Raw genomic sequence first — 16,383 nt, forward strand, 5'->3', positions numbered from 1 at the left:
CGTGGCCCGGAGCCGGGGAACCCCGGACAGCGGCCCGGCGGAATCCGGACACGGGAGCCGGTGACAGTGCCCGCCGAAGCCGGCCGAACCCCCGGACAGGAGCCGGGGGGAGCCCCGGACGGGCGCCGGTGACGGCGCGCGCCGGAGGCGGGGGAACCGTCGGACGGGCGCCGGTGGGGCCGCGTGCGGGAGCCCCCGGAAACGGGAACGGGGAACCGTGCGCCCCGGCCGCGGTGTGATCCGCGGTCACGGCGCACGGTTCCCCGGCGCACCCGGTGGAACCGTCAGGCTCCGCGCAGCACGGCGCCCGTGCGCTCGGCGGCCAGCGCCACCGCCGCGTCGCGGGCCGCGGAGGCCTCGTCGACGGTCAGCGTGCGGTCGGCGGCACGGAACCGCAGCGCGTAGGCGAGGGACTTCTTGTCCGCGCCGAGCTGCTCGCTCTCGTACTCGTCGAACAGCCGGATGGACTCCAGGAGTTCACCCGCGCCCTCGTGCAGGGCCGCCTCGACGTCCGCGTGCGGGACGCGTCGGTCGACGACGAGGGCGACGTCCTGCGTGGCGACCGGGAAGGTCGAGATCTTCGGTCCCTTGGGGTGGCCCGAGCTCGCCCGCTCCAGCGCGTCCAGGTCCAGCTCCATCGCGCAGGTGCGCGCGGGCAGGCCCAGCGTCTTCAGGACACCGGGGTGCAGCTCACCGGCGTGCCCGATGACCTGCTCCGCGCCGTCCACGACGACCGCGAGCTCGGCGCAGCGGCCCGGGTGCCACGGCCCGTACTGGCCGGAGCGGACGAGGAGTTCGGTCCCCGCCTCCCGGGCCAGGACGCGCGCGGCCTCGATCGCGTCGGCCCAGTCGGCCGGGCGTCCCTTGCCCCACCAGCCGGCCTGCTCGCGGGCGCCCGCGAGGACGACGGCGGCGTGCCGGGGCTGGACGGGGAGCGCGGCGGTCAGGGACGCGATCTCCTCGTCGGCGGGACGGCGGTCGACGGGCAGCCGCCCGGCGACCCGCAGCTCCTCGCGCGGGTGGAAGACCAGACCGGTCTCGAACAGCGCCAGGTCGTGGCTGCCGCGTCCGTCGTTGCGGCGCAGGGCCCCCAGCAGGCCCGGCAGCAGCGTCGTACGGAGCGCGGGCTCCTCGTCGGAGAGCGGGTTGACCAGCTTGACGACCTTGCGCTTCGGGTCGTCGTCGGCGAGGCCGAACTGGTCGAAGACGTGCTCGCCGATGAACGGGTAGTTCGGCGCCTCGACGTATCCGGCGCCCGCCAGCGCACGGCCGACCCGGCGGTGCAGCCGCTGCCGGTCGGTGAGGCCGAGGCCCGCCGGCGGCTTGGGCAGCGTGGAGGGCAGGTTCTCGTAGCCCTCCAGGCGGATGACCTCTTCCGCGAGGTCGTTCGGGTCGGTCAGGTCGGGCCGCCAGGACGGCACGGTGACGATCAGCTCGTCCTGTCCGTAGACGTCGCAGCCGACCTGCTGGAGGCGGCGGACGACGGTCTCGCGGCCGTAGGCCACACCGGCCACCTTGTCCGGGTGGTCGGCCGGGATGGTGATGGTGTGCGGCGCGGACGGCGCGATCACCTCGGTGACCCCGGCGTCGGCGGTGCCGCCGGCGAGGAGCACGAGGAGGTCGACGGTCCGCTGGGCCGCGGCCGAGGTGGCCGCGGGGTCGGCGCCGCGCTCGAAGCGCTTGGACGCCTCGGAGGCCAGCTTGTGGCGGCGGGCCGTGCGCGCGATGGAGATCGGGTCGAAGTGCGCGGCCTCGATGACGACCTCGGTGGTGGTGCCCTCGGTGTCGTCGATCTCGGTGTGGGCGCCGCCCATGACGCCCGCGAGGCCGATGGGGCCGCGGTCGTCGGTGATCACCAGGTCGCCCGCGTCCAGCGTGCGCTTGACGCCGTCGAGGGTGGTGAGCTTCTCGCCCTGCTCGGCCCGGCGCACGCCGATGGTGCCCTCGACCCGGTTGCGATCGTAGGCGTGCAGGGGCTGGCCGAGCTCCAGCATCACGTAGTTGGTGACGTCGACGGCCAGCGAGACCGGGCGCATGCCGGCCTTCTGCAGCCGGCGGCGCAGCCAGATCGGGGACCGCGCGTCGGGGTCGAGGCCGGTCACCGTGCGCGCGGTGAAGCGGTCGCAGCCGGTCGGGTCGCTGATCTGCACCGGGTGGCCGAACGCGTTCGGGGCCGGTACGTCGAGCAGCGCCGGGTCGAGCAGCGGCAGGCCGTAGGCGATGGCGGCCTCGCGGGCCACACCGCGCATCGACAGCGCGTAGCCGCGGTCGGGCGTGACGGCGATGTCGAGGACCTCGTCGACGAGCTGGAGCAGCTCGATCGCGTCGGTGCCGGGCTCCATCTCCGGCGGCAGCACGATGATGCCGCCGCTGCCGTCGTCGCCCATGCCAAGCTCGTCGCCGGAGCAGATCATGCCGTGCGAGGTCTTGCCGTACGTCTTGCGCGCGGCGATCGCGAAGTCACCGGGCAGGACGGCGCCGGGCAGCACCACGACGACCTTGTCGCCGACGGCGAAGTTGCGGGCGCCGCAGACGATCTCCTGGGGCTCACCGGTGCCGTTGGCGGTGCCGACGTCGACGGTGCAGAAGCGGATCGGCTTCTTGAAGCCCTCCAGCTCCTCGATGGTGAGCACCTGGCCGACGACCAGGGGGCCCTTGAGGTCGGCGCCGAGCTGCTCGACCGTCTCGACCTCGAGGCCTGCCGAAATGAGTTTGGCCTGGACGTCGCGCCCGGTCTCCGTCGCCGGCAGGTCGACGTACTCCCGCAGCCAAGAAAGCGGGACCCGCATCAGATCTCCATCCCGAACGGCCGGGTGAACCGGACGTCACCCTCGACCATGTCTCGCATGTCTTCAACGTTGTGACGGAACATCAGCATCCGCTCGATGCCGAACCCGAAGGCGAATCCGCTGTACTTCTCCGGGTCGACGCCGCAGGCGACCAGCACCCGGGGGTTGACCATGCCGCAGCCGCCGAGCTCGATCCAGCCCTCGGAGGAGCAGGTCCGGCAGGGGCGGTCGGGGTTGCCGACGGACTCGCCCTTGCAGACGTAGCAGAGCATGTCCATCTCGGCGGACGGCTCGGTGAAGGGGAAGTAGTTCGGGCGCAGCCGGGTCTTCATGTCCGGGCCGAAGAGCGACTGGACCATGTGGTCCATGGTGCCCTTGAGGTCGGCCATGGTCAGGCCCTCGTCGACGGCCAGCAGCTCGATCTGGTGGAAGACCGGGGTGTGCGTGGCGTCGAGCTCGTCCGTGCGGTAGACGCGGCCGGGGCACACGACGTAGACGGGCGGCTCGCGGTCGAGCAGGGCGCGGGCCTGCACCGGCGAGGTGTGGGTGCGCAGCACGACACCGGACTCGTCGCCGTGGGTGCCCTCGGGGCCTTGGACGAAGAAGGTGTCCTGCATCTGCCGGGCCGGGTGGTCCGGGCCGAAGTTCAGGGCGTCGAAGTTGAACCACTCCGCCTCGACCTCGGGGCCCTCGGCGATCTCGTACCCCATGGAGACGAAGACGTCCGCGACCCGCTCCATCATGGTGGTCAGCGGGTGCCGGGCGCCGGAGGGCACGCGGTCGTACGGCAGGGTGACGTCCACCGCCTCCTCGACCAGTACGCGCGCGTCCCGCTCGGCCTCCAGTTCGCCCTGACGGGCGGCGAGGGCCTTGTTCACGGCGCCCCGGGCCTGGCCGACGAGCTTGCCGGCCGCGGCCTTGGCCTGCGGGGGCAGTGCGCCGATCTCGCGGTTGGCGAGGGCCAGCGGAGAGGTGCCGCCGGTGTGGGCGACCTTGGCCTCCTGCAGCGCGTCGAGGTCACCGGCGGCGGCGAAGGCGGCGAGCGCCTCGTCCCGCATGCGCTCGATCTCTTCCGGTTTCAAGGCCTCGACCTCTACAGGGTCGTACGACTTATTAGGTGCCGACATCTCTTCCCGTGCTTCCGGTTGGCTGGCTGAGGGTCCCCGTCATCGACTCGGAGACGAAGTCGTCCGCAGATGAGTGGACGCAAAGGTGCCAAAGGCCGAGTCTAACGGGGGTGAGGGTCCGCCCAGGACGGGGCGTCCTGGCGGTGTTCCCGTGCGGATGAGCCCGTGGGGGCCGCTGCGGCGCTAGAGGAGATACGCCGGGGTGCCCACGGGCAGCGTAAATCGGAACTCGGCGCCCCCGCCGGGGGCGCGGCCGACCGTGATGGTGCCGCCGTGGGCTTCGACGATGCCCTTGACGATGTAGAGCCCGAGGCCGGTGCCGCCGCGCTTGCTGCCCCGCCAGAAGCGGGTGAAGACGCGGTTCATGGACTCCTCCGGGATTCCGGTGCCCTCGTCGCTCACGGTGACCGACGTGACGGCGTTCGCCGTGCCCTCCTCGTCCGGCCGCTCGCGCGGGGACGTGGAGGGTGCCACCTCGATGGTGACGGTTCCCTCGCCGTGGCGCACCGCATTTTCGATCAGGTTGCTGAGCACCTGGTCGACCTTGTCGGGGTCGGCCCACAGGGCGGGCAGGGGCTGCTCGATGCGCAGCAGGAAGCGGTCGGCGGGCTGGCCGGAGGCGACGTAGGCCTGGATGTGCCGGCCGACGGCGGCGGCGATGTCGACGGGCTGACGGCGCACTTCGAGGCGCCCGGAGTCGATGCGGGAGATGTCGAGGAGTTCGGCGATGAGCCGGGTGACGCGGTTGGCGTCGGCGTCGACGGTCTCCAGCATCAGTTTCTTCTGGTCGTCGGTGAAGCGTTCCCACTTGGCGAGCAGGGTCGCGGTGAAGCCCTTGACGGAGGTGAGCGGGGAGCGCAGTTCGTGGGCGACCGTGGCGATCAGTTCGGCGTGGCTGCGCTCGGTGCGGCGGCGGGCCTCGGTGTCGCGCAGACAGACGACGACCCGGCGGACCGGCCCGGTGGGGCGGGTGCGCACATAGCGCGCGGAGACGAGGATCTCGCGGCCACCGGGGAGCAGCAGGTTCCGCTCGGGCTGGCCGTTGCGGATGGCGAGACCGCCGTAGGGGTCGGTCAGCTGCCACCAGCGCCGGCCCTCCAGGTCCTCCAGCGGGAGGGCCGATTCGAGCCGGCGGCCGAGGGCCTCGGCGGCGGGGACCGCGGTGATCCGGGCGGCGGCGGCGTTGAAGCACACGACCAGGCCGTGCTCGTCGGCGACGACGATGCCGTCGGGCAGGTCGTCGGGGTCTATGCCGAGTCCGGTGCCGGTCGCGGCGGTGTCATCGTGCCGGGACGCGGACGCGCCGCGCGCGTCCCGCGCGCGCAGCGCGCTCTGGGCACCGCCCGTGCCGACGCTCATCCCCGTACCCCACCTCTCGTCCGGCGCAGAGGGCCCCCGGGCCCGTCACCCTACTAGCTGCCGGTGACGGAGCGGCACCCCGCGGAGGCGCGCTGTGCACGGGCTGACGCGTAGAGACATACGGCCGCGGCCGTGGCCAGGTTCAGGCTCTCGGCCTTTCCGTGGATCGGAACGCGCACGACGGCATCGGCGAGCGCGCGGGTCTCCTCCGGAAGCCCCCAGGCCTCGTTGCCGAAGACCCAGGCCGTGGGGCCGCCCATGGTCCCCTTGTCGAGTTCGTCGTCGAGGTCGTCCTCGCCCGCGCCGTCGGCGGCGAGGATGCGGACGCCGGCGTCCTTGAGTCCGGCCACGGCCCGCTCCACGGGCACGCCGACGGCGACCGGCAGGTGGAACAGGGATCCGACGGAGGCGCGTACGGCCTTGGGGTTGTAGAGGTCGACGGAGGCGTCGGTGAGGACGACGGCCTCGGCGCCAGCGGCGTCCGCGCAGCGCAGCACGGTCCCCGCGTTCCCGGGGTCGCGGACGTGCGCGAGCACGGCGACCAGCTTGGGGCGGGCGGCGAGGATCTCCTCGAAGGGCGTGTCGACGAACCGGCAGACGCCGACGATTCCCTGCGGGGTCACGGTCGTGGAGATGTCCGCGATGACCTGCTCGTCGGCGAGGTGCACCCGGGCTCCGGCGGTACGGGCCTCCGCGACGAGGTCGGCGTACCGCTCGGCGGCCTCCACGGTGGCGAACAGCTCGACGAGCGTGTCGCCTCCGTACGCCGCCGCCTCCCGCACGGCCTGCGGTCCCTCCGCGAGGAACAGCCGCTCCTTCCCCCGGAAGTTCCGCCGGGCCAGCCGCCGCGCGGCGGAGACGCGGGGGGAACGGGGCGAGATCAGCTCGGGGCTGGCGGGGGGCATGTTCTGTTCCACCTTCGGTATCTGTGCGGCTCGCATGGCATCGGGGGGTGACTCCGCCCCCGAGGGGCGCGGGGCCCTGTCGATCTGCGGCTCCGCCGCGACGGGGGCCCCGTGTTCGAGCGGAGCCGAGAACTCGGGGGAGCGGCCGGCCCCGGCGGCCCGCACCCGAACGGCTGCCCGCGGGGGCAGCGACAAAGGACCCGCAGGCTGAAACCTGCGGGTCCTTCAGTCACGTCGGCTCAAAGCCAGCGCAGCGTCACGCGGCCTTCGGCGCGTTGACGTCCGCGGGCAGGGCCTTCTGCGCGACCTCGACGAGCGCGGCGAACGCGTTGGCGTCGTTGACGGCCAGCTCCGCGAGGATCTTGCGGTCCACCTCGATGTTGGCGGCCTTCAGACCCTGGATGAGGCGGTTGTAGGTCATGCCGTTCTGGCGGGCCGCAGCGTTGATGCGCTGGATCCACAGCTGACGGAAGTCGCCCTTGCGCTTCTTGCGGTCGTTGTAGTTGTAGACCAGCGAGTGGGTGACCTGCTCCTTGGCCTTGCGGTACAGGCGCGAACGCTGACCGCGGTAGCCGGAGGCCGCCTCGAGGATCGCCCGGCGCTTCTTGTGGGCGTTGACTGCCCGCTTGACGCGTGCCACTTTTTAACTCCTTGTAGCGGGGCCGTGGTTGGACTCACACGGCCCGAAATCGATGGGGTCCCGGATCAGACGTACGGCGCTGGGCGCCGGTACGTCACTTGCCGAGAAGCTTCTTGATCTTCGCGGCGTCGCCCGGGGCCATCTCGGCGGTGCCGGTGAGACGGCGCGTCACGCGGGACGACTTGTGCTCGAGCAGGTGGCGCTTGCCGGCGCGCTCACGGAGCACCTTGCCGGAGCCGGTGACCTTGAAGCGCTTGCTGGCACCGCTGTGCGACTTGTTCTTCGGCATAGCGCCGTTCTCTCCTCGTCAGTGGCGTTCCGGTGCCCGGTCGCGGGACCGGGCACGGGTGGAACGTCATATGTATCGGTTGGCATCCCGGGGCCGGTGGCCCTGGGATCAGGCCTCGGCTGACGCCTCGGCCGGGGTCTCCGCCGACTCGGCCTCGGCGGGCGCGCTCTCGGCGACACCCTCCTCGGCGGCGTTCTGCGAGCGGCCGGGGTTGGCCTTCGCTTCCGCCTTGCGAGCCGCCTGAGCCTCACGGGCCTCGGCCATCGCCTCGGTCTTCTTCTTGTGCGGACCGAGAACCATGATCATGTTTCGGCCGTCCTGCTTCGGGTTCGACTCGATGAACCCGAGGTCCTCGACGTCCGTCGCGAGGCGCTGCAGCAGTCGGTAGCCGAGCTCCGGCCGGGACTGCTCGCGACCACGGAACATGATCGTGATCTTGACCTTGTCGCCCTGCTTGAGGAACCGGACGACGTGACCCTTCTTCGTGTCATAGTCGTGCGGGTCGATCTTCGGCCGGAGCTTCATCTCCTTGATGACCGTGTGCGCCTGGTTCTTGCGCGCCTCACGGGCCTTCATGGCCGACTCGTACTTGAACTTGCCGTAGTCCATGAGCTTGCAGACGGGCGGACGGGCGTTCGCCGCCACCTCGACGAGGTCGAGGTCGTACTCCTGAGCAAGCTCAAGGGCCTTGGCAAGCGGAACAATCCCGACCTGCTCGCCGCTGGGACCGACAAGTCGCACTTCGGGAACGCGAATCCGGTCGTTGATGCGGGGCTCGGCGCTGATGGATCCTCCTCGGTAGCACCACACGGCGGTCTGGCGGACAGCCGCGTATGTCTCTGATGACACTTCGACCAACCGCCGCAGGGCACGAAAAATGCCCCGGACGGGACACAGGCGGGGCTCCATGACAACCGGAGCACCGCCGCGGTCAACCGCGGGGCGCGCAATCGGACGACTCCATCGTCCGTACGGAACGATGGCGGCCGCCTGACCGGATGACCCGCCGCCCCGGAGGGCGGTCAGGTGGGAGATCGGAGCCTCCACTTGTGGGCCGGGCACATACATGTCCGGCCGGTCGTTACACAAGGTTAGCAGTTCCGCCGGGTACGCGCTAACCGGCGGCTTCCTCCCCGCCGCCCGCCGGAGGGGGAGGCTCCCCTCCCCCCACCGGGCGGAGGGCTCCCGTGGACGGGGGCGCGTGCGCCGGGGCCTATCGTGTGGGGCATGAGTGACACCCCTCCCCAGAACCCCGACTACGACACCATGACCCGCGACATCGCCGAGGTCCCCGCGGTCGAGGTCATCGTGACGGTCGCCGTGAACCTGATGAGCGCCGCCGCCGTGAAGCTCGGTCTCACCGAGGAGGGCGACGAGCACAAGGACCTGGACGAGGCGCGCAAGCTGGTCACCGCGCTCGCCGGGCTGCTCGACGCGAGCGCGACCGAGATCAGCTCCTTCCACGCGGCGCCGCTGCGCGACGGCCTGAAGTCCCTCCAGCTGGCCTTCCGCGAGGCGTCCCTGGTCCCGGACGAGCCGGGCCAGGGCCCCGGCGAGAAGTACACGGGCCCCGTCTACGGCTGACCCGTGTCCGTACGGCGTACGGACACGGACCCTCCCGTGCGCCTATCCGCGCACGTACAGGGGCTCGCCCGGAGGCGTCGCCCCGGCCGGCAGCAGTGCCAGGTCGAGGCCGCGCACCAGGCGGGCCCTCAGTGTTTCGTCGGCCGCGAGCCGCTCGGCCACCGTGCGGGCGGTCTCGGCGGGCGCGGCCGACGGGTCGAGCACGAGCGCGAGGGTGCCGTCCGCCGGTCCCGGGCCGAGGTGGGCGCGGACCACCAGGGGCTCGGCGGCGACCGCGGCCCGTACCGCCTCGACCACGGCGGGGTCGGCGAGCGGATCGGTGGTGGTGCGTCCCTCGGCGAGCGCCAGCAGGGCGGTACCGGTCAGCTCGTAGGACACGGGCCCGGCCATGTCCACCACGATCGTGTCGGCCTTCTCGTGCGCCGCGGCCTCCAGGACCTGGTTCAGGCGTACGGCCACGGGGCGGGCCTTCGGGTCCCAGCGGGCCAGCGAGTCCGTGGACGTGAAGGCGGGCAGGGCCGTGCGGCCGCCGGCCTTGAGCGTGGGCACCGCCATGTCGCTGGTCTTCTCACGGCGCAGCCCGTTCTCGTCCTCCTCGACCTCGCCGAGGATCGCCACGACGGGCACGAGCAGCCGGGCGCCCCTGAGCGCCTCCAGGACCGGCGGTACGGCGCCGCGGTCCGCGGACCAGTCCGCGAGAGCGGCGCTCAGCCGGGGATCTGCGGAGCCGTCGTCGTCGGAGAACTCTGAGTCGGGAATGTTCTTGTTCGCCACGGTCCCCGACCCTATCGGGGGGATCCTGCTGCGCTTGTGCGGCCCCCGTGACGCGCGGGCAACAGGATTCATGGATTTCTCAGCATTCCCTGACACGCCTCTAACACGCGCCCAACCGCGGGCACAGCCCGGCCGTCCAGCATCGCCGGATGGACCGTCACAGAGCACGCGGGCGTCGCGCCCGGCCCTCCCGACGCAAGCCGCTCCTGTCCGCCGCGGTGGCGTCCGTCGTCCTCGTCGGCGCCACGGCGGCCGGGACGGTGTACATGAAGGCGCAGGCGCACGACGGCCCGTCCGTCGTATCGTCGGCGGCGCCGGCACCGCCCTCTTCGTCGCCGGCCGGGAGCGAGGAGGCATCGGTGGAACCCGTGGCGGAGCCCTCCGTGGACCGGAACGCGCTGCTCGCGAAGGCGCTGGAGTCGGTGACGGTGGCGGCCGGCGCGAAGACGTCGGTCGCCGTCCTCGACGTCGACTCCGGTGAGAGCGCCGCCCACGGTGACGCGGCCTTCGACACCGCGAGCATCGTCAAGGTGAACATCCTGGCCGCTCTGCTGCTCCAGGCGCAGGACGCGGACCGGCATCTCACCGCGCAGGAGAAGGCGTACGCCACCAAGATGATCGAGAACAGCGACAACCCGTCGGCGACCGCGCTGTGGGCGGCGATCGGCCGGGCCGACGGTCTGGACTCCGCGAACGAGCGCTTCGGCCTGACGGCCACTCAGGGCGGGGACGGCGAGCTGTGGGGACTGACCCAGACCACCGCGAGCGACCAACTGACCTTGCTCCGGCAGGTGTTCGGGGAGGACTCCAAGCTGAGCGCGGCCTCGCGGTCCTATCTCCAGGGACTCATGGGCGAGATCGAGACCGACCAGCGGTGGGGGTGTCGGCGGCCGCCGACGGTTCTCGATGGGCGCTGAAGAACGGCTGGTTGGCACGGAGCACGACGGGCCTGTGGGACGTCAACAGCATCGGCCGGATCTCCGCCGGCGGCCACGACTACCTGGTGGCGACGCTGTCGAATGGCAACTCCACGCAGGCGAAGGGCATTTCGCTGGTGGAGGCGGTGTCGAAGGCCGCGGTGTCCGCGTTCCGGGACACGGCCGAGGACTGAGGACCCCGGCCGGAAGGACGAGGCCGGAGCCCCGGAAGCCGACGGATCCCGCGCGCCGGGGAGCACCGGGTGCTTCCGGAACGGCGTTCGTGGCTAGGGCCGTCCGAACGGGGCGTTTCTGCGGACGCGCCACAGGAACACCGCCGCTCCCAGCAGGGACAGGCCCAGGGCGCCCGCGAGGGGAGCGGCCCAGCCGGCCGAACCGCCGTCGTCGTCGGGGGCGTCGGGGCCGGTGCCGAAGTACTTGCGGCCGTACTCGGCCGACTTGAGTCCCTCGGGCTCCAGCCGGCCGGCCGCCTTGATGGCGGCGGCGGGGTCGACGAAGCCGTAGCCGCGGGAGTCGTCACGGCCCCCGGAGGGAGCGTTGCGGGCGGTGTCCTCCAGCAACTGCTTGATCTGCGCCGGGGACAGACCCGGGTGGGCGGCCTTGACGAGCGCGACCGCGCCGGAGACGAACGCGGACGCCGCGCTGGTGCCCCAGCCCTCGTAGTACCGGTCGTCCGGGTCGGCGATGACCACGTCGACGCCCGGTGCGCTGACGGTGGCGTACCAGCGGCGGGTGGAGAAGGAGGCGTGGGTCCCGTAGCGGTCGACGGCGGCCGCCGCGATCACACCGGGGTAGGCGGCGGGGTACGAGATGTGGTCGCCCTTCTCGCCTCCGTTGCCGGCCGAGGCGACGACGGCGACCCCCTTCCTCAGCGCGTACTGGACGGCCTCGTCCTCGGCGGGCTCGGGGTGCGCGGACCTGGAGTCGTCGCCGAGGGAGAGGTTGATGACGTCGGCGCCGTGGTCGGTGGCCCAGCGGATGCCGTCCGCGAGCGCGTTGCCCCGGGTGTTGCGGGCCTTGGAACGGGCCGGGTCCTTGTCCTCGAGGATGACGCGGACGGGCAGGATCTTCGCCTCCGGGGCGATTCCCATGACGCCGTCGGCGTCACCCGGCCCGTGGCCGTGCCCGGCGATGATGCCCGCCATGGCGGTGCCGTGCCGGGCCCAGGTGCGGTCACCGCGGCTCGCGCCGAAACCGACCAGGTCCTTCTCGCCGAGCACATTGCCCTTGAGGTCCGGGTGCAGGGCGTCGACGCCGGTGTCGAGGACGGCGACGGTGATGCCCTTGCCCTTGGTCGTACGCCACGCCTGCTGCGTGTGCATCGCGTCGAGACCCCACTGCTGGGCGCGGATGCCGTCGGCGTACGCGACGGCCGAGGGCACCAGCACGAGGGACGCCGCGAGGGCGGCGGCAAGAGCGCCGGACCTGCGGGAGAGCCTGGGCGCACGGGCGCGCGGGACCCGGCGCGGACGCGGGGCGCGGCCGACGGGGGCCGCCGCTCCGGTCGCACCGGACACGCGGCCCTGCTCGACACGGCCGCCGGGGCTGTCGTCGTGGTTCATGACGGCTCCTCCGTGGCCGAGGTGACGGTCTTGCGAAGGCCTCGCTCGACCCGGTCCGCGAGGCCCTTCGCCTCGTGGCCGAGGCCCGCCTGGGCCGCGGCCGTGGTCGAGTCCGGCTTCATCGCGTCGGCGGCGGGCTGCGGGCCGGCGACGGTGCGGCCGTCCGCGAACCCCGAGACCGCGTACACGACGGCGGGGGCGTCCGTGAGGACCGACAGGGTCCAGGAGGCACGCTGGTTCCTGCCGAAGCCCTCGGCGTCGGTGCCCTTGGCCGCGTAGGGAAGGGGCAGCAGGTCGGTGCGCCGGTCCAGGCCCTCCTTGCGGAAACGGGCCTTCAAGGAGGTCATGCCCGCGGCGTCCGCCTTGGTGAACAGCAGGCCGACGGTGGTGACGTGACTGCGGGTCGCGTCCACGTAGGTGGCACGGAGCAGGCGCAGACAGCCGACGGGGGCGAGGGCCTGGCGCAGCAGCGGGTCGAAGGCGTTCTCGCAGCCAGTGTCGGGGGCGACGGCGATCCGCGTCCAGGTGCGGTCGGAGCCACCGGGGCCCGCGCCGTCGCCGCGCACGGTCGGCGGGAAGAGCTTGTCCACGGGCACGCTGTGCCAGAGCTCTCCGGCCGCCGTGAAGGCTCCGGGCGAACCGGGTCCGTCCGCGTCGTCGCCGGTGAGCCAGCTCCCGGTCACCGCGCCGCCGATGAGCCCGAGTCCGAGAACGACACAGGTCGCGGCGGTCACGGCGAGGGGCCGGGCCCGGCCGCGGAACGGACGCGCCCGCACGGTGCCTCCGCCGTACGTCTCGGGCTCCGCGAACGACACGAAGGGGCGCTCCGCGCCGGGGGTCGTCCCGGCGGGCGCGGTCGCGGTCGCGGGATACGGGGACGGGGACGGAACGAACGGGTGCGTGGCCAGGGAGGCCGCGGACGGCCGGTCGTCCCGTCCGGGCCAGGTCTCCCGCGCCGCCTCGGTGACCCGCTCCCCGGAAACGGGGGCCTGCCCCGCCGCCGCGTCCCGCCCGGACACCGCGGCCCCGGACGGACGCGGGGACTCGGAGGGGTACGGGGTGCCGGACGGACGGTGGAGTCCGGACGGGCGTGAGGACTCGCCGGCCCGCGGGGTTCCGAAGCCGCGCGACGGGCCGGAGGACGGAGCGGGCTCGGACAGCCGCGTCGCCCCGGAGGGGTCCGGGGACCCGAAAGCGGGCGCCGGGTCGAACGACCGCGGGGGTTCGGCCGGCGGCGCGGACTCGGCGGGGCGCGGGGGCCCGGACGGGCGCTGCGGCGCGGCGGGGTGCGACAGCCGGGCGGGGCGGGGCGCGGGACGCTGTGTCCCGCCGGGTCGCGAGGGCCCGGCCGGATGCGGTGCCCCGTCGGGACGTGCCGGTCCGGCGGACGCGGGCGGCGTGTCCGGGAAGCGTGCGGAGGCCGCCGGGGGCGGCGGGGTCGGCGGACCCGTCCGGCCCTCGGGGCTCGGGTGGGGGTGGCGCCGGTCCTCCGGCCGCGACGGCGGGGCCGGCACGGAGCCGTACGCGACGGCTTCCGGGGCCGGGCGCGATGTGCTGGACGGCGGTGCCGAACCGGCCGGGGCGGACCGGGGCACGTCCGATCCCGGCGCACCGCTCGGAGCGGACGGTACGTCGGACCCCGACGTACCGTCAGGAACGGACCGGCGCACGTCGGACCCCGGCACACCGCTCGGAACGGACCGGCGCCCGTCGGATCCCGGCACACCGTCTGGAGCGGTCCGGCGCACGTCGGACCCCGGCGCACCGGGCGAGGACGAACGGCGCACGTCGGACCCTGACACACCGGACGAAGCCGAACGGCGCACGTCGGACCCCAGCGCACCATCCGGAGCGGTCCGGCGCACGTCGGACCCCGGCGCGGCGGACGAGGGCGGTCGATGCTCGTCGGGCCCCTGTGTGCCGGGCGGGGCGGACCACGGTCTGCCGGGTGACACGGACTCCGGCGCGGCGGGAGAGGCGGCACCCGGGGCGCCGGGAGAGGCGGCACCCGGCGTACGGGGCCCGGCCGGTTCCGGCGAACCGGTCGCGCCGGTCGACGCGGACGTCGGGGCACCGGAAGAAGCGGTCCCGGACTCGCCGCTCGCGGCGGCCCTCGGCCGGACGCGCGAGACGGGCCTCGGCGCGGCGGGAGAGGCGGCCACCGGCCTGCCGGACGGGACGGGCCCCGGGGCATTGGACGGGGTGGACGCGGGTGCGCCGGACGGGACCGGCCCCGGCGCGGGCGACGGGCCCGGCCTCGGGACGTTCTCGGTGCCGGGCGTCGCGTCGGCGTCCGTGGAGGTGTCGGAGAAGTCGAAGGACCGCGGTGGCGCGGGCACCCGCGGGGCGGGTCCGGGCCCCGGCCCGAAAGCCCGCGCCGTGGACGGAGCCGGCGCGGAAGCGTCACCGGAGGAGCGAAAACCGTCTCCGGCCGTGGAGCGTCCGCCCGGCACGCCGGACCGGTCCGGCGCCGACGGCGGCCGGACGGGCCGGTGCGGCACCGGCGGGACCGTGCCGCGGGGCGGGCCCGCGGGACGCGGCGGGACGACCGGAACGTGGTCGGACGCGGCCTGCCCGTGTCCGGAAGGGGACGCGGCCTGCCCGGATGCGGAAGGAGACGCGGCCTGCCCGGATGTGGAAGGGGACCCCTGCGCGAGCGGCGCGGGGTCCTCGGCGGACCAGTCCTCCCCGCCCGACAGGTCCGGTCCGGGCGGGCGGACCGGCTTCGGCGGAACCGGAGGACGGGCCGGAGCCGGCGGGTTCGCGGGGGCGGGCGGGGTCCGATCGGCCGCCGGGACGGCGGACGGGACGTCGGGGCGCCGGGGATTCGAGGCGCGCCGCGCTTCCGTACTCATGCACCCCCCGTTTCCTCGTACCGGGCTGTCGGACGCCCCGGAGCTCGGCGAGCCGTTTCGTGTGTGCGCGAGAGGTTCACCACGGGCACGCATACCCGCGCCGGTGGACCGTCACCCGGGCAGGGCCCGCCGAGGCAAGGTCGTCCCTCCCTCGCGTCCACGTCACTCTACGGGTTGACGCACGTCGGACGGGAACCAGTACGAGGCCCCGGGGCATCTGCCCGGAACATCCCCCTACCCTGCGGTAATGGAGTCTGGCAGTCTTCGCTCATGACTGCCCGTGCCGCCGACAGGGCCCGCTACGACCGGGCCACCGCTCACCTCGACGCCCCCGTCGCCGTTGTGGACCTGGACGCCTTCGACGCGAACGCGGACGACTTGCTCCGCAGGGCCGGCGGCAAGCCGATCCGTGTCGCCAGCAAGTCCGTCCGCTGCCGCGCCCTCCTGGAGCGGGTCCTGGAACGGGACGGCTTCGCGGGGATCATGTCGTTCACCCTCGCCGAGTCGCTGTGGCTGGCCAGGTCCGGTTTCGACGACGTCCTGCTCGCCTATCCCTCGGCCGACCGCAAGGGCTACGCCGAGCTGGCCTCCGACCCCAAGCTCGCCGCCGCGGTGACCGTCATGATCGACGACCCGGCGCAGCTGCGTCTCATCGACGAGGCGCGCGAGGGCGGCAAGGAGGTCGTCCGGGTCTGCCTGGAGCTGGACACCTCGCTCAAGCTGCTCGGCGGCCGGGTGCGGGTCGGAGCGCTGCGTTCGCCGCTGCACTCCCCCGCCCAGGTCGCGGAGCTGGCCCGGGCCGTCAAGCGCGCCCCCGGGTTCAAGCTGGTGGGGATCATGGCGTACGAGGGTCACATCGCCGGTGTCGGGGACGCGGTCCCGGGCCGGCCGCTGCGCTCGCGTGCCGTGCGGCTGATGCAGGCGACCGCCCGCAAGGAGCTCGCCCAGCGGCGCGCGGAGGTCGTCCGGGCGGTACGGGCCGTGGAGCCGGACCTCGAATTCGTCAACGGCGGCGGCACCGGCAGCGTCCAGCACACGGCCGCCGAGGACGCGGTCACCGAGATCGCGGCCGGTTCGGGGCTCTACGTGCCGAGGCTCTTCGACAACTACACGTCCTTCAGCGGACGCCCGGCCGCGCTGTTCGCCCTGCCCGTGGTGCGCCGGCCGGGCGTGGGTGTGGTGACCGTGCTGGGCGGCGGATATCCCGCCTCCGGGGCCACGGGCGCGGACCGGCTGCCCGTCCCGTATCTGCCAAAGGGGCTGTCGTACGACCCCCAGGAGGGTCCCGGCGAGGTGCAGACCCCGCTGCTCGGCTCCCCCGCGGACGATCTGCTCATCGGCGACAAGGTGTGGTTCCGGCACGCGAAGGCCGGTGAGCTGTGCGAGCGGTTCGACACGCTGCACCTCATCAAGGGCGACACGGTCACGGCCTCCGTCCCGACCTATCGCGGAGAGGGCCGCACCTTCCTCTGACCCACGGGGTCGGGGCCTTCCGCCGGGAGGGCGGGCGCCCGTACCCGGCCGCCGGGCCCGGGGACACCCGTCCTCCGGCCGGGCGGCC

Annotated in this window: 12 protein-coding genes and 1 pseudogene; 3 read left to right on the plus strand and 10 right to left on the minus strand. The window is 73.6% G+C overall.

The features are described from left to right. Positions 1 to 284 precede the first annotated feature (284 nt). From pheT to infC, 7 genes are all read right to left on the minus strand, one after another. Positions 285 to 2,789: a phenylalanine--tRNA ligase subunit beta gene (pheT, locus tag ACICHK_RS09345; protein ID WP_406836538.1), complete on the minus strand. Its 2,505-nt coding sequence runs from the start codon at positions 2,787 to 2,789 to the stop codon at positions 285 to 287. Then, positions 2,789 to 3,916, minus strand: coding sequence for a phenylalanine--tRNA ligase subunit alpha (gene pheS, locus ACICHK_RS09350; RefSeq protein ID WP_406836539.1), 1,128 nt, complete (start codon positions 3,914 to 3,916; stop codon positions 2,789 to 2,791). The genes pheT and pheS overlap by 1 nt, the downstream gene beginning before the upstream one ends. Positions 3,917 to 4,099: 183 nt before the next feature. Further along, complete coding sequence (locus tag ACICHK_RS09355) at positions 4,100 to 5,275, minus strand: ATP-binding protein (protein WP_151468387.1); 1,176 nt, start codon at positions 5,273 to 5,275, stop codon at positions 4,100 to 4,102. A gap of 53 nt (positions 5,276 to 5,328) precedes the next feature. Further along, positions 5,329 to 6,180, minus strand: coding sequence for an RNA methyltransferase (locus ACICHK_RS09360; protein WP_151468386.1), 852 nt, complete (start codon positions 6,178 to 6,180; stop codon positions 5,329 to 5,331). A gap of 256 nt (positions 6,181 to 6,436) precedes the next feature. Beyond that, positions 6,437 to 6,820, minus strand: coding sequence for a 50S ribosomal protein L20 (rplT, locus tag ACICHK_RS09365; RefSeq protein WP_037628363.1), 384 nt, complete (start codon positions 6,818 to 6,820; stop codon positions 6,437 to 6,439). A gap of 94 nt (positions 6,821 to 6,914) precedes the next feature. Then, on the minus strand, positions 6,915 to 7,109 hold the full coding sequence (gene rpmI / locus ACICHK_RS09370; protein WP_018549118.1) for a 50S ribosomal protein L35: 195 nt from the start codon (positions 7,107 to 7,109) through the stop codon (positions 6,915 to 6,917). Positions 7,110 to 7,217: 108 nt separating this feature from the next. Next, the gene (gene infC / locus ACICHK_RS09375; RefSeq protein ID WP_103547894.1) at positions 7,218 to 7,919 is read right to left on the minus strand and encodes a translation initiation factor IF-3; all 702 of its coding nucleotides are present in this window, start codon (positions 7,917 to 7,919) and stop codon (positions 7,218 to 7,220) included. Between the two features lie 417 nt (positions 7,920 to 8,336). Between infC and ACICHK_RS09380 the strand changes: the two genes are divergently transcribed. Continuing rightward, positions 8,337 to 8,693 carry a DUF1844 domain-containing protein gene (locus tag ACICHK_RS09380; RefSeq protein WP_151468384.1) on the plus strand — a complete coding sequence of 119 codons (357 nt, stop codon included), beginning with the start codon at positions 8,337 to 8,339 and terminating at the stop codon, positions 8,691 to 8,693. A 42-nt stretch (positions 8,694 to 8,735) separates the two neighbouring features. Here ACICHK_RS09380 and ACICHK_RS09385 read toward each other — a convergent pair whose 3' ends face one another. Then, on the minus strand, positions 8,736 to 9,467 hold the full coding sequence (locus tag ACICHK_RS09385; RefSeq protein ID WP_406836540.1) for an SseB family protein: 732 nt from the start codon (positions 9,465 to 9,467) through the stop codon (positions 8,736 to 8,738). Positions 9,468 to 9,616: 149 nt separating this feature from the next. Between ACICHK_RS09385 and ACICHK_RS09390 the strand changes: the two are divergent. Further along, positions 9,617 to 10,578 (plus strand): annotated as a pseudogene (locus ACICHK_RS09390) (serine hydrolase). Between the two features lie 93 nt (positions 10,579 to 10,671). Here the strand turns inward: ACICHK_RS09390 and mycP are convergent. After that, on the minus strand, positions 10,672 to 11,967 hold the full coding sequence (gene mycP / locus ACICHK_RS09395; protein WP_406836541.1) for a type VII secretion-associated serine protease mycosin: 1,296 nt from the start codon (positions 11,965 to 11,967) through the stop codon (positions 10,672 to 10,674). Then, complete coding sequence (locus ACICHK_RS09400) at positions 11,964 to 12,986, minus strand: hypothetical protein (protein WP_406836542.1); 1,023 nt, start codon at positions 12,984 to 12,986, stop codon at positions 11,964 to 11,966. Before ACICHK_RS09400 ends, mycP begins: the two co-directional genes overlap by 4 nt. Before the next feature lie 2,106 nt (positions 12,987 to 15,092). Between ACICHK_RS09400 and ACICHK_RS09405 the strand changes: the two genes are divergently transcribed. After that, entirely contained in the window at positions 15,093 to 16,295 is a 1,203-nt protein-coding gene (locus ACICHK_RS09405) for an amino acid deaminase/aldolase (protein ID WP_406836543.1), read from the plus strand. Positions 16,296 to 16,383 lie beyond the last annotated feature (88 nt).

Origin of the sequence: Streptomyces sp. AHU1 (assembly GCF_045343905.1) — a bacterium.
GTDB lineage: Bacteria > Actinomycetota > Actinomycetes > Streptomycetales > Streptomycetaceae > Streptomyces > Streptomyces triticiradicis.

Excerpts from the sequence above, each read along its gene's own strand:
- pheT (WP_406836538.1), bottom strand. The coding sequence starts at position 2,789 with ATGCGGGTCCCGCTTTCTTGGCTGCGGGAGTACGTCGACCTGCCGGCG.
- pheS (WP_406836539.1), bottom strand. The coding sequence starts at position 3,916 with ATGTCGGCACCTAATAAGTCGTACGACCCTGTAGAGGTCGAGGCCTTG.
- ACICHK_RS09355 (WP_151468387.1), bottom strand. The coding sequence starts at position 5,275 with ATGAGCGTCGGCACGGGCGGTGCCCAGAGCGCGCTGCGCGCGCGGGAC.
- ACICHK_RS09360 (WP_151468386.1), bottom strand. The coding sequence starts at position 6,180 with ATGCCCCCCGCCAGCCCCGAGCTGATCTCGCCCCGTTCCCCCCGCGTC.
- rpmI (WP_018549118.1), bottom strand. The coding sequence starts at position 7,109 with ATGCCGAAGAACAAGTCGCACAGCGGTGCCAGCAAGCGCTTCAAGGTC.
- ACICHK_RS09380 (WP_151468384.1), top strand. The coding sequence starts at position 8,337 with ATGAGTGACACCCCTCCCCAGAACCCCGACTACGACACCATGACCCGC.
- mycP (WP_406836541.1), bottom strand. The coding sequence starts at position 11,967 with ATGAACCACGACGACAGCCCCGGCGGCCGTGTCGAGCAGGGCCGCGTG.
- ACICHK_RS09405 (WP_406836543.1), top strand. The coding sequence starts at position 15,093 with ATGACTGCCCGTGCCGCCGACAGGGCCCGCTACGACCGGGCCACCGCT.